Source organism: Streptomyces sp. NPDC058375 (assembly GCF_042723425.1).
In the GTDB taxonomy this organism is placed as follows: Bacteria; Actinomycetota; Actinomycetes; order Streptomycetales; family Streptomycetaceae; genus Streptomyces; species Streptomyces durocortorensis.
Window position 1 is genome coordinate 1 of the sequence record NZ_JBHXJG010000028.1, and the last position, 11,989, is coordinate 11,989.

An 11,989-nucleotide genomic window follows, 5' to 3' on the forward strand; every position below is an offset into this window, starting at 1 on the left:
GTGCCGTCCGGGGCCTTTTCGCGTCCCTGCCGCGCAGAATGCGTGCGCGGTGCCGGAGAAAATTCTCACCCCACAGTTTCCCGGAAGCGGCTTGATCGTTGATCAGGGAGAAAGCGGCAGAAGTCACAGGTAAAGAAAGCTTGTGTGCGGCACGGAAACGTGACCGAAGCAGACGCCGCGCAGAAGGGAACCAGAAAAGTGAAGTACGCGAAGACCGCCGCCCTCGTTGTCGGTTCCGTGGCTGCCCTCGGAACGGCCACCCCCGCCTTCGCCGCTACTACGCCCACGGCCCCCAACTTCAGCCTCGACAGCGGCCTCAACCAGGTCATGGCCAGTGCCCCGCAGGTCGTGGACCCGGTGGTGGACACGGCCGCCGAGACCACGGAGACGCTCGCGGAGGACGGCACGGTAGGCAAGCTGGCGGGCCAGGCAACCGGTGCGGTCGAGGGCGCCGCTCCGCTGCTCGGCGGTGTTCCCCTCGGCGGCTGACCCCCGCGACACGACCATTCCCCTGGCTTCCCCGCCTGACAGCACCACTTTCCAGAAGGGCATTTCCATGTTCAAGAAGTTCATGTCCTCGGCGGCCGTCGCCGTCTCCATCGTCGGCGTCTCCGCCGCGGCCGCCCCGTCCGCCATGGCCATCGCCAACGACGGCGGCACCACGACGGTCAACGGCAACGGAGCCGCGCAGGCGTACGGCAACTCCGAGACCCACGGCGACTGGAGCCCGCAGTTCGCGCTCATCCAGGGCTCGCTGAACAAGCCCTGCATCGCCCTCCCTGCCAAGGCGAACGTCGGCTCGCTGCTCGGCGTCGTGCCGATCTCGGTCCAGGACATCAACGTCCTGTCCTCCCCGCAGAACCAGCAGTGCACCGAGAACTCCACCCAGGCCAAGGGTGACGAGGCTCTGTCGCACCTGCTGAACGACATCCCGGTCCTCTCCGGCAACGGCGCCGGCAACAACTGAGACCGAGTAGCTCCGGTCAGCTCCCGCTGACCCGCCCGGGGCCAGTCCATCCGTGCGGCGACCATTCCTCGCCGCCCCGGACGGACTGGCCCCTTGCCGTGTGCCGCTGTCTCCGGTCGGGTCAACCGGTTGGGCCGGATGCCGTAACCCCGGCTGACGGCCCCAGCCGGGCCGGGTAGGGCCCCCGTATGGATCCGTACGACAGTCAGACCCCGCAGAGCGCCGAGCGGTGGCCCGCCCCGAGCGGCACACCGATCTACGACCGGCTCGTCGCTGAGTGGCAGGCGGCCGGAGGCGACCACCCCCTCGCGGAACCGCAGCCGGGCCCCGCACCCAGCCGCGGGGGTTTCGTGCCTGCGGCCCGCACCTCGGAGCGGGTTCCCGGGCCTGAGACGCCCGGGAATTGACGAGAAGCGTCGACCTTGCGCCGGAACGAACCCATTTGAGTGGTACTGCGCAACCGATCAGGGGCAACGGCAGTTGATCAGTACGTTCCACAACGGGACGCTCCGAAAGGTGAAGTTGATGAAGAAGATGATGGCCGGCGCTGCAGTGGCCGTGTCCCTGCTCGGTCTGTCCGCGGTCGCGGCTCCCACGGCCATGGCGATCGGCAACGACGGCGGCACCACCACGCTCAACGGCAACGGTGCCGAGTCGGAGATCGGCAACGCCGAGACCGAGGGCGAATGGAGCCCGCAGAACCAGCTCGTTCAGGGCACCCTGAACAAGCTGTGCGTCGGCCTGCCCCTCAAGGCCAACGTCGGCTCGCTCGTCGGCATCGTGCCGGTCGCGGTCCAGGACGTCAACGTCCTGTCCAACCCGCAGAACCAGCAGTGCGCCGACAACTCCACCCAGGCCAAGGGCGACGAGCCGCTGTCGCACATCCTGGACGACATCCCGGTCCTCTCGGGCAACGGTGTCGGCAACAACTGACGCACCCCAGCCTGATGGTGTGAGCGCGGGCGGTCCGAGGTCACTCCTCGGGCCGCCCGCCCTCGTTGTCACCGCACCGCACCGCACCGCACCGCATCCGGCACCGGGCACGCGGCGAGGCCCACCACTCCACGGGGGGTGGTGGGCCTCGCCGTGCGCGGGGCGGGGAGCGCTTCAGCCCAGGGAGCGGACCGGGAGGAGGCAGTGGGCGGCGGTGCGGACGACTTCCTCGTCGGCGGCGAAGGCCCGCAGCCGGTCCTCGCTGACCGGCTGTCCGGGAACGGCGTCCGGCCACGGGCTCGTGGCGAACATCCCGTACACCTGGCCCTGCGTCTGGGCGGCGGCCAGCCACTCCGCGGGGGCGGGGTACTGCGCCGAGAGGTGAGGAAGCGTCAGGACGGCCTGTCCTGCCTGGACGAGGAGCTTCGCCTGGACGCCCGGGCTCTGGGCGGCGTCCTGGATCGGGCCGCCGACGTGGAGGCCCGCGCGCTCCAGCGCGGCGCGCATGGCCGAGCGGCCGACCTCCGGACCGTCCTGCCCGTCGCCCAGCGAGTAGGCGAGGAGGTAGGCGGTGTCCTGGTCCGCGTCGGGCTGCCGGCCGCTCCAGCCGATCAGGATCTGGGTGCCCAACTGGGCTTGGGTGAACGTTCCGGTGGAGGCCTGGGGTGTGGTCATGCTCGGCACCCTAACGGCCCCGGACCGGGGCCTATGCATGCGTATCACCCGATCGAGGGAGATTGCGGGTATCCCCGGCGAACTCCCCGTCCGAACCTTCCCCGACCGGGGGCCGGGATAAATCTGTTGACGGTGCTCCCGGGGGCCGGGCTAGGGTGATCACCGTTCCGCCGGAAGCCAGTTCCGGGAACCCGAGGACCAGAGGAATCAGGAGGTGAGGACATTGATGGCTGTCGTTGCGATGGGCACTGCCCACAACCGGAAGAGCATCGTCCTCATCCCCGTGGCCACCGGCTGATCACTTCTCTCCTTCCCGCGCCGAGCGCGCGTGCCGGGGCCACCCTGTGAAGGGTTTCCCTTGTCTTTCTCGTTTCCTTCCCTCTCTTCCTCCGCTCTCTCTTCCTCGCACCCGCTGACTCCGTACGGCTGGGACGAGGACTGGGCGGCCGCTTTCTCCCCGTACGCCGAGCAGGGTCTCGTGCCGGGACGGGTCGTGCGGGTGGACCGCGGTCAGTGCGACGTGATCACCGCCGACGGCACGGTCCGCGCCGACACCGCGTTCGTGGTGCCCCGTGACCCGATGCGGATCGTCTGCACCGGCGACTGGGTGGCGCTCGACGCCGACGGCGACCCGCGCTTCGTCCGTACGCTGCTGCCGCGCCGGACCGCCTTCGTCCGCTCGACCTCGTCGCAGCGGTCCGAGGGCCAGGTGCTCGCCACCAACATCGACCACATCGCCATCTGCGTCTCGCTCGCCGTCGAGCTGGACCTCGGACGGGTCGAGCGGTTCCTCGCGCTCGCCCTGTCCAGCTCCGAAGGCGCCGCACTGCTGGGCGACGGCCCCGGCGGAGAGCACCGGCCCCAGCCGATCGTGGTCCTGACCAAGGCCGACCTGGTGCCCGACGCGGTCACCCTGTCCCACCTCGTCCAGGACATCGAGGCCATCGCGCCAGGCGTTCAGGTGCTGCCCGTCAGCTCCACCACCGGCGAGGGACTCGACATCTTCGGGGCCGTCGTCTCCGGCGGCACGAGCGTGCTGCTCGGCATCTCCGGAGCGGGCAAGTCCACCCTGGCCAACACGCTGCTCGGCCAGGACGTGATGGACGTACAGGCGGCCCGCGACGTCGACGGCAAGGGCCGGCACACCACCACGACCCGCAATCTGCTGCTCCTGCCGCACGGGGGCGTCCTCATCGACACCCCCGGGCTCCGCGGGGTCGGCCTGTTCGACGCCGGGGCCGGGGTCGGCGAGGTCTTCTCCGAGATCGAGGAGCTGGCCGCGGGGTGCCGGTTCCACGACTGCGCCCACGAGGCGGAGCCGGGGTGCGCCGTCCTCGGCGCGCTGGAGGACGGAACCCTGCCCGAGCGGCGGCTGGAGAGCTACCGCAAGCTGATCCGCGAGAACCAGCGGATCGTGGCCAAGACCGACGCCCGGGTACGCGCCGAGATCCTGCGGGACTGGAAGCGCAAGGGCGCGGAGGGGCGCGCGGCCATGCAGGCCAAGCGCGGCCGGGTGCGGTAGCCGGGGGCGTACGGGTTCGACGTCCGAATCCCGCGAGTGCGGCGGCCCCGGCTGCCGCACACTGGACGGTGTGATGGACGATCGGACCCGGTACGAGGCGGTGAGCAGCCGCGACGCGCGGTTCGACGGCGCGTTCTTCTTCGCCGTCGTGACCACCGGCATCTACTGCCGGCCCAGCTGCCCCGCCGTCACCCCCAAACGCGCCAACGTGCGCTTCTACCCCACCGCGGCGGCGGCCCAGGCGGGCGGCTTCCGGGCCTGCCGCCGCTGCCGCCCGGACGCCGTGCCCGGCTCCGCCGAATGGAACGTCCGCGCGGACGTCGTCGGCCGGGCCATGCGCCTGATCGGCGACGGCGTCGTCGACCGCGAAGGCGTCCCCGGACTCGCCGGGCGGCTCGGCTACAGCGCCCGGCAGGTCCAGCGCCAGCTCAACGCGGAGCTGGGCGCGGGGCCCGTCGCGCTCGCCCGCGCCCAGCGCTCCCACACCGCCCGGGTGCTCCTCCAGACGACCGGGCTGTCGGTCACCGAGATCGCCTTCGCCGCCGGGTTCGCCAGCGTGCGGCAGTTCAACGACACCATCCGGCAGATCTACGCCCGCACCCCCAGCGCCCTGCGCGCCGAGGCCGGTACGGGGCTCGGCGGCGGACGCCGTGAGGGGCTGCGGGCCGGGGTTTCGCTGCGGCTCGCCCATCGCGGCCCGTACGCCACCGCCGCCCTGTTCGACCTGCTGGCCGCCGAGGCGGTCGACCGGGTCGAGGAGGTGGCGGGGACACCCGGCTCCCGCACCTACCGGCGCACCCTGCGGCTGCCGTACGGCTCCGGGCTCGTCGCGGTCGACGAGGCGTCGCCCGGCGGCCCGTGGCTGGAGGCCCGGATCCAGCTCACCGACCTGCGCGACCTGACCACCGCCGTTCAGCGGGTCCGCCGGCTGTTGGACCTGGACGCCGACCCGTACGCGGTGGACGAGGCGCTGGCCGCCGATCCCCGGCTGGCCCCGCTGGTCGCCGCCCGCCCCGGGCTGCGCTCGCCGGGCGCGGCCGACCCGGAGGAGGCCGCGGTGCGGACCCTGGTGGGGCGCGCTGAGGCCGGAAAGCTGGTCGAGCGGTACGGGAAGGCGCTGGACGTGCCGTGCGGCGGGCTCACCCATGTCTTCCCGGAGCCGGGCGTGCTCGCGGGTTCGGCCGAGGACCCGGCGCTGCGGGCCCTGGCCACCGCGCTCGCCGACGGCCGGCTGCGGCTGGACGCCGGGGCCGACCGGGACGAGGCGGAGGAGGCGCTGCTGACGCTGCCCGGGATCGGCCGGTCCACCGCCGCCCTGATCCGGATGCGGGCGCTCGGCGACCCCGACGTCGACCCGTACGGAACGCCGGGTGCGGAGCGGTGGCGGCCCTGGCGCTCCTACGCCGTACGCCACCGGGAAGCGGCGGGGGAGGCGGTCCCGAGCTGACGCGGGCCGCGGAGGCTCTCCGGCCACGCGCGGGCGCCCGGCCCTCCCGGGTGACGCGCGGGTGCCGGGCCCCCGGCCATGCGCGGGTGCCGGGCCCCGGCCATGCGCGGATGCTGGCGCCCGGCCCCCTCCGGCTCATGCGCGGGCGCCCGGCTCTCCGGCCCCTCCCGGCCCGCCGGCCACCCCCGCCCCGGTCAGCCCCAGAGCACCGCCCCCAGCCAGGCGCCCGCCACCAGCAGACAGCAGAACAGCTCCACCAGCACCGCATAGCCCGTCGCCCGCATCACCGACCGCACCGACGCCCAGCCCGCGCCCCGACTGCCCAGCCGCAGCCGTTCCGCGCCGAAGACGCCCCCCACGTACCCGAGGATCCCGCCGACCACGGGCACCACGAAGAACCCCACGATCCCCGCGACCCCGCCGATCATCAACGTCCGGCGGGGCGCCCCCGACTCACCCGGGCGGCGCGGTGGCAGCAGCGGTTTGAGGGCCTGGTTCAGCAGCATCAGCCCCGTCGCGCCGATCAGGACGCCCCAGGCGGCCGGTGTCATGTCGGTCAGGGCCCACCACAGCACCGCCGCCCAGACGATCGCCTGCCCCGGCACACCCGGCAGCAGTACGCCGACCAGACCCAGCAGCATGACCAGGCCGACGGCGACGAGCTGCCACACACTCATCTGACCAGCGTGCCGGAGAGTGTCCGGCTCCGCCCGTCAGCGCCCCGGCGACCTGCGGCGATGAGGCGGCGGGGCCCACGAACCCCAGGCCTCAGCCCTGCGGCCCGGTACGGGCCACCCAGCCGCGCTCGTACGCGTGCCAGCCCAGCTGGAGCCGGGTCGAGACGCCGGTCAGCTCCATCAGGCCCTTGACGCGGCGCTGGACGGTCCGCAGCCCCAGATCCAGCTGCTTGGCCACACTGGCGTCGGTCAGCCCCGCCAGCAGCAGCGACAGGATCTCCAGGTCCGTCGGATCCGGCCCGACCCCCTCCTCGCGCACCCCGCCGCCCTCGCCCAGCCGCAGCGGCATCGCCTCCCGCCACACCGCCTCGAAGAGGCCCATCAGCGACTCCAGCAGACCGCTGGCGTGCACGACCAGGGCGGCGGGCTCCGCGTCGCGCGCGGTCAGCGGGACCATGGCGAGGCTCCCGTCGGCCACCACCAGCTTCGTCGGCACCCGGTCCACCACCCGGCACTGCTCGTCCCGGCTCAGCGCCGCCGACAGCTCCAGGATCCCGTACGGCGTCGACAGCACCTCGCGCTCGACCACCACCCGGTAGCTCACCCCGCGCGAGGCGGCCCGCTCCTCGGACTCGTTCTCCATCCCGGTCACCGCGATCGGCTTCCCCGTCACCAGGGCGCACACCTCGGACACCGCGCCCAGCTGCAACTGGTGGAAGCGCTGGGTGACGGCGCTCGCCCCCGTCACCACCTCCACCAAATCGTGCACCGCCGGTTCGCTCGCCTCGGCCCGGTACTCCTCGGCGAGCAGCGCGGACGCCAGCTCCGCCTGCTCCAGCTCGTGCCGCTGCTGGATCAGCAGCGCCCCGAGCGCCACCCCGGGCGGCGCCGCCACCCAGCGCCCCGGCCGGGCCGAGGACTGGGCCGCCAGGCCCTGCTGCTCCAGCCGCCGCAGCACGCGCTCGGCGTCCGCCTCCGGAAGCGCCAACCGGTGCGCGAGATCGGTGAGCTCAGCGGCTCCCGCCGCGACGAGCGCGCGGTACGCGGTCTCCTGTCTCTCGTCGAGACCTATGGCCCCCAGCATTCTCCGACCTCCCCGGACGGTGGTGATCGCGCATCGCGGCGCCCCTGCGGCGGGTCCTGGGTGGCGGGAAAGGGCCACGGCGTAAACCCGCCGCCCACATCATCCCCCGTACCTCTGGCCCCTCTGCCACTGTGGCGCCACCGCAGCACCAACAATCTCCGGGATGCGGCCCCTTGGGCTGCTTTGTTCCGGATTGACCTGGGGAGAGCGATGCGCCCGATATCGCGTACGGCACTGGGAGCGGCGACCGCCGCCGTGCTCGCCGTCACCGTGATCGCGCCGTCGGTGGCCGCGCCACCGGACGGGCGAGACGCGAACAGACCGATCACCGGGAGCGCGGCCACCGCCGCCACCGGCCCGAAGCCCGTCACGCTGACGCTCGTCACCGGCGACCGGGTGCTGGTGACCACGGACGCCTCGGGCGCGCCCGCCGCCTCCGCCCTGCCCCGCGAGGACGGCAGCACCCCCCTCGTCCAGACCCGGCAGTCCGGCCCGGACCTGTACGTCTACCCCGAGTCCGCCGTCGCCGCCCTCGCCGCGGGCACCGTGGACGAGGAGCTGTTCAACGTCACCGGGCTCATCCGCCAGGGTTACGACGACAGCCGCGCCGACTCCGTCCCGCTGATCGCCACCTACACCGGCGATACCGCCCGCCGCACCCTCGTCACCCCGCGCGGGGCCGAGCGCGGGGCGACCCTCGACGTCATCGACGGACTCGCCCTGAAGGCCGACAAGAAGCAGGCCGCCGACTTCTGGGCCGACCTCACCGCGCCCCGCTCCCGCTCGGGCGCCGGCCTCAAGAAGCTCTGGCTCGACCGCAAGGTTCAGGCCAGTCTCGACAAGTCGACGAAGCAGGTCGGCGCGGACCGTGCCTGGGCCGCCGGCTACGACGGCACCGGCACCAAGGTCGCCGTCCTGGACACCGGCGCGGACGCCGAACACCCCGATCTCCAGGACCGGATCACCGCATCGGAGAACTTCACCGACTCACCCGACCCCGACGACCGCCAAGGCCATGGCACCCATGTCGTCTCCACCGTCGGCGGCTCCGGCGCGGCGAGCGACGGGAAGAACAAGGGCGTCGCGCCCGGCGCCGACCTGATGGTCGGCAAGGTCCTCAACGACAGCGGCTCCGGCGCCGCTTCCTGGATCATCGCGGGCATGCAGTGGGCCGTCGACAACAAGGCCGACGTCGTCTCGATGAGCCTCGGCAGCGCCGAACCCACCGACTGCACCGACCCGATGAGCCTGGCCGCCGAGGAACTCGGCAAGAACAAGGACACGCTGTTCGTGGTCGCCGCCGGAAACCTCGGCCCGTCCCTGAACACGGTCTCCTCGCCCGGCTGCGCACCCGGTGTCCTGACCGTGGGGGCCGTCGACCGCGACGACTCCACCGCGAACTTCTCCAGCCGCGGCCCCGCGATCGGCTCGCACACCCTCAAGCCCGAGATCGCCGCGCCCGGCGTCGCCATCTCCGCCGCAGCCGCCGGCGGCCGGGGCCCGGACGCGTACCGCTCGATGTCCGGTACGTCGATGGCGACCCCGCATGTCGCGGGCGCGGCAGCCGTGGTGAAGCAGCGTCACCCCGAGTGGACCGCCCAGCAGATCAAGGCGGCCCTGGTCTCCTCGGCGAGCAGCGCCGTCCCCGGTGACGTACGCGAGACCGGAGGCGGCCGTCTCGACGTCGACCGCGCCGTCCGTACGCCCGTGACCGGCGCTCCCGCCGTGCAGGGCGGCACCTTCAACTGGCCGCAGGACAAGAGCGACCGCACGACCGTCGCCGTGCCCTACACCAACACGAGCGGCAAGCCGGTGAAACTCTCGCTGAAGGTCGCGGGCGTCACCGGCAACGACGGCTCGACGGTCCGCTCGAAGATCGCCTCGCTCGGCCGGACATCCGTCACCGTGCCGGCCAGGGCATCCGTCGAGGTGCCCCTCACGCTCGCCCCCCGACGCCCGGCTGACCGCCGCCCAGTACGGCGATGTCACCGGCCGGGTCCTCGCCACGGCCACCGGGGGAGTGAAGGTCTCCACCCCGTTCTCCCTGTACGTGGCGCCGGAGACCGTCACCCTGCGCGTCAAGCTCGTCGACCGCACCGGAAAGCCCGCTGACGGCGTCTCCTCCCTCGACCTCATCGGCACCGACACCGCCTCCGGTGAACGACGCTTCAACGAGGGCGCCACGGACCAGACCTACCAGGTCCGTCCCGGCGCGTACTTCGTCTCCAGCTTCATCGGCTCACCCGACACCGCCGACCCGACCGGGCAACTCGTGGATTCTGTCGCCTATCTGGCGCGCCCTCAGCTGAATGTCACCAAGGACACCACCCTCGTCCTCGACGCCCGCAAGGCCCACCGCCTGAAGGTACGGACCGAGGACCGGGCCGCCGAGACCCGCGGCGCGACCCTCGCGTTCGGGCGCTCCTGGGACGACACCTGGCTGCACTCCGGATCCATCTCCGGCACCGGGATCATCAAGGACTACCTGATCGACGTCCAGGGCAAGGCCCGTGACGGGGAATTCGAGTTCGCCTCCTTCTGGCGCGCCTACGCCCCGCAGATCCAGAAGTTCTCCCTGGTCGGCGGAGCGGTCCTGCACCCCCGGCCCGCCACCACGGGCTCGGTCAACCTGGACGGCACCGGCCGCGCCGAGGTCGTCGACGCCGGTGCGGGCAGCGCCGCCGAACTGGAGGCCGCCGGAGCGAAGGACCGGATCGCCCTGGTGAAGGTCGGCGACGACACCTCGGGCGTCCTAACCCAGGCACGGGCCGCCCAGGCCGCCGGGGCGAAGGCGCTCCTGGTGCACCGCCCCTCGGCCGGCGACTGGCAGCCGGGCCTCGGCTACGGCGCCGCGCCCCTGCCGGTGCTCGGCCTGCGCGCCGACGAGGCCGCCGTGCTGACGACCGCCCTCGGCAGGGGGAAGGCGGAGGTCTCCTGGACCGCCACGGCCGTCAGCCCCTTCGTCTACAACCTGTCGTTCCCGGAGACGGGGCGGATCACCTCGGACCGCACCTACAAGGTCCGGGACAAGAAGCTCGGCTCGGTCGTCTCCACCCATGAATCCATGGGCGTGGCCGCCGACTTCGTCGACACGCTCCTCGTCTCCCGCCCCTACGGCGCGACCTACAGCGCGTCCTCCCTCGCCCTGGCCGCCGCCCCCGGAAAGCGCACCGAGTTCTACACGGCGGGGGACACCGTCTGGCAGAAGATGCTCTCCTCCAGCTTCCCCTGGGGCGAGCTGATGACGGGCGACGCCCGTGCGTACCAGGCCGGTCGGGCCACGACGGAGGAGTGGTACCGGGGCCTGCTGGTCCCGGGCGCCCCGCGCGACGCCCAGGGCGACGAGGCGCTCGCCGGTGAACGGCAGGGTGATCAGATCGGTTTCGCCCCGGCCTTCATGACCGACTCCGAACACGTCGGCCAGCAGGGCTCGTTCGGCGACATCGGCAATACACGGCTCACTCGGGAGGGCGAAGTCGTGGGCGAGAGCGGCTATCCGTTCGGTGTCTTCACCGTGCCCGCCGAGGACGCCGCGTACGAACTCACCCTGACGACCATGAAGATCGGCTCGCCCGCGGCGGTCTGGAAGCGGTCCACGCAGACGCAGACCACCTGGTCGTTCCGTTCCGAGCGGAAGCCGGACGTGGCGTCCCAGGGGCTCCCGCTGCTCTTCCCGCGCTACGACGTGCCCACCGACGGGATGAAGACGGTGCCCGCGAAGAACGGTCAGCGGATCGGACTCCAGGCGACCGGGCACGCCGGTTACACCCCCGGCGAACTCACCGGCGCGAAGGTCTCGTTCAGCTACGACGGCGGCGAGACCTGGCACGCGGCCACCACCGCGCAGCAGGGCGGCCGCTGGACCGCGACCGTCGACCACGCGGACGCGACCGGCCAGTCCGTCACCCTGCGCACGGAACTGAGCGACGCGAACGGCAACTCCGTCGTCCAGACCGTCAACGACGCGTACGCCGTGCGCTGAGAGGGCGGACACAGAGAGCCGTTGTACCGATGATCGGCTGAGCGTACGAGCGGCTGAAACGCCGAGATGCCGATCACCCGGACCGGTCCGCCGGGCGTCCTTCCCGTGGGGGGTGGGGCCGCCCGGCGGACCCCATTTACGGGCCACTTTTTCCCGATGCCCCGTTTTCGGGCCGCCTTCGCGGTGGACAATAAGGGCATGAGTCAGCAGGGGGAGAAGCCCGCCGCCCACGAGGACGACTGGTGGCGCAAGCTGTACGACGAGTCCGCGCCGGACACCGGTCCCAGCCGCGCGGCCGACAGCCTCGACGACCGCTTCGACTCCGTGTCGGACACGGTGAGCGGCCCGGCGGACACGCGCCGGGCCACCGGGCGCGAAACCGCCCGCGACCCGTACGCGGACGCCTACGAGGACCCGTTCGCGGACCGCTACGAGGCCCCGGACGCCGAGAGCGACGAGGCCCCGTACGCCGATCACTACGAGGCCCCGGCCCCGGATGCGTACCGGCCGCCGCCGGAGCAGGGCCGGTCCGTGGTGGCGCAGAGGGGGCCGGGCGGGGGCGCGGGCCCGGACCGGGCTGCTGCCCCGGACGCCGACACGAGCGTGGCCCCCGGCCCGCCCTCGGCCCCTGGTCCTGGAGCGGCGCCAGGCCCGTCGGCGGCCTCGGGCCCGTCCCCGGCCCCGGGACCGGGCCGGGTGCCG

At 72.8% G+C, this 11,989-nt stretch carries 9 protein-coding genes and 1 pseudogene; 7 read left to right on the forward strand and 3 right to left on the reverse strand.

Annotated features, from left to right (window positions below; genetic code table 11):
* Window positions 1-198: 198 nt before the first annotated feature.
* The 4 genes from ACFWM7_RS07390 to ACFWM7_RS07405 all read left to right on the forward strand — a co-directional run bounded on the left by ACFWM7_RS07390 (window position 199) and on the right by ACFWM7_RS07405 (window position 1,900).
* A complete protein-coding gene (locus ACFWM7_RS07390) occupies window positions 199-489 on the forward strand; it encodes a hypothetical protein (protein ID WP_383256199.1) in 291 nt (96 codons plus the stop codon).
* 67 nt (window positions 490-556) lie between these two features.
* Window positions 557-967 (forward strand): rodlin, encoded by a 411-nt coding sequence (locus ACFWM7_RS07395; protein ID WP_383256201.1) that lies wholly within the window; start codon window positions 557-559, stop codon window positions 965-967.
* A gap of 188 nt (window positions 968-1,155) precedes the next feature.
* Window positions 1,156-1,374, forward strand: coding sequence for a hypothetical protein (locus ACFWM7_RS07400; protein WP_383256203.1), 219 nt, complete (start codon window positions 1,156-1,158; stop codon window positions 1,372-1,374).
* A 118-nt stretch (window positions 1,375-1,492) separates the two neighbouring features.
* The gene (locus ACFWM7_RS07405; protein WP_383256207.1) at window positions 1,493-1,900 is read left to right on the forward strand and encodes a rodlin; all 408 of its coding nucleotides are present in this window, start codon (window positions 1,493-1,495) and stop codon (window positions 1,898-1,900) included.
* A gap of 174 nt (window positions 1,901-2,074) precedes the next feature.
* On the opposite strand, the gene ACFWM7_RS07410 is transcribed toward ACFWM7_RS07405, so the two are convergent.
* Window positions 2,075-2,575 (reverse strand): DUF5949 family protein, encoded by a 501-nt coding sequence (locus tag ACFWM7_RS07410; RefSeq protein ID WP_383256209.1) that lies wholly within the window; start codon window positions 2,573-2,575, stop codon window positions 2,075-2,077.
* A gap of 358 nt (window positions 2,576-2,933) precedes the next feature.
* Between ACFWM7_RS07410 and rsgA the strand changes: the two genes are divergently transcribed.
* A complete protein-coding gene (rsgA, locus tag ACFWM7_RS07415) occupies window positions 2,934-4,097 on the forward strand; it encodes a ribosome small subunit-dependent GTPase A (RefSeq protein WP_383256211.1) in 1,164 nt (387 codons plus the stop codon).
* Window positions 4,098-4,170: 73 nt separating this feature from the next.
* Window positions 4,171-5,544 carry an AlkA N-terminal domain-containing protein gene (locus ACFWM7_RS07420; protein ID WP_383256264.1) on the forward strand — a complete coding sequence of 458 codons (1,374 nt, stop codon included), beginning with the start codon at window positions 4,171-4,173 and terminating at the stop codon, window positions 5,542-5,544.
* Between the two features lie 194 nt (window positions 5,545-5,738).
* Here the strand turns inward: ACFWM7_RS07420 and ACFWM7_RS07425 are convergent, their stop codons facing one another.
* Entirely contained in the window at window positions 5,739-6,221 is a 483-nt protein-coding gene (locus ACFWM7_RS07425) for a DUF456 domain-containing protein (RefSeq protein ID WP_383256213.1), read from the reverse strand.
* 91 nt (window positions 6,222-6,312) lie between these two features.
* Window positions 6,313-7,305, reverse strand: coding sequence for a helix-turn-helix domain-containing protein (locus ACFWM7_RS07430; RefSeq protein WP_383256215.1), 993 nt, complete (start codon window positions 7,303-7,305; stop codon window positions 6,313-6,315).
* A 210-nt stretch (window positions 7,306-7,515) separates the two neighbouring features.
* Here ACFWM7_RS07430 and ACFWM7_RS07435 point away from each other — a divergent pair.
* A pseudogene (locus ACFWM7_RS07435) lies at window positions 7,516-11,287 on the forward strand (S8 family serine peptidase).
* The last annotated feature ends 702 nt before the right edge of the window (window positions 11,288-11,989 follow it).

What these genes read in the sequence shown, in the direction of transcription:
- ACFWM7_RS07395 (WP_383256201.1), top strand. Translation starts at nt 557, where the DNA reads ATGTTCAAGAAGTTCATGTCCTCGGCGGCCGTCGCCGTCTCCATCGTC.
- ACFWM7_RS07400 (WP_383256203.1), top strand. Translation starts at nt 1,156, where the DNA reads ATGGATCCGTACGACAGTCAGACCCCGCAGAGCGCCGAGCGGTGGCCC.
- ACFWM7_RS07405 (WP_383256207.1), top strand. Translation starts at nt 1,493, where the DNA reads ATGAAGAAGATGATGGCCGGCGCTGCAGTGGCCGTGTCCCTGCTCGGT.
- ACFWM7_RS07410 (WP_383256209.1), bottom strand. Translation starts at nt 2,575, where the DNA reads ATGACCACACCCCAGGCCTCCACCGGAACGTTCACCCAAGCCCAGTTG.
- ACFWM7_RS07420 (WP_383256264.1), top strand. Translation starts at nt 4,171, where the DNA reads ATGGACGATCGGACCCGGTACGAGGCGGTGAGCAGCCGCGACGCGCGG.
- ACFWM7_RS07425 (WP_383256213.1), bottom strand. Translation starts at nt 6,221, where the DNA reads ATGAGTGTGTGGCAGCTCGTCGCCGTCGGCCTGGTCATGCTGCTGGGT.
- ACFWM7_RS07430 (WP_383256215.1), bottom strand. Translation starts at nt 7,305, where the DNA reads ATGCTGGGGGCCATAGGTCTCGACGAGAGACAGGAGACCGCGTACCGC.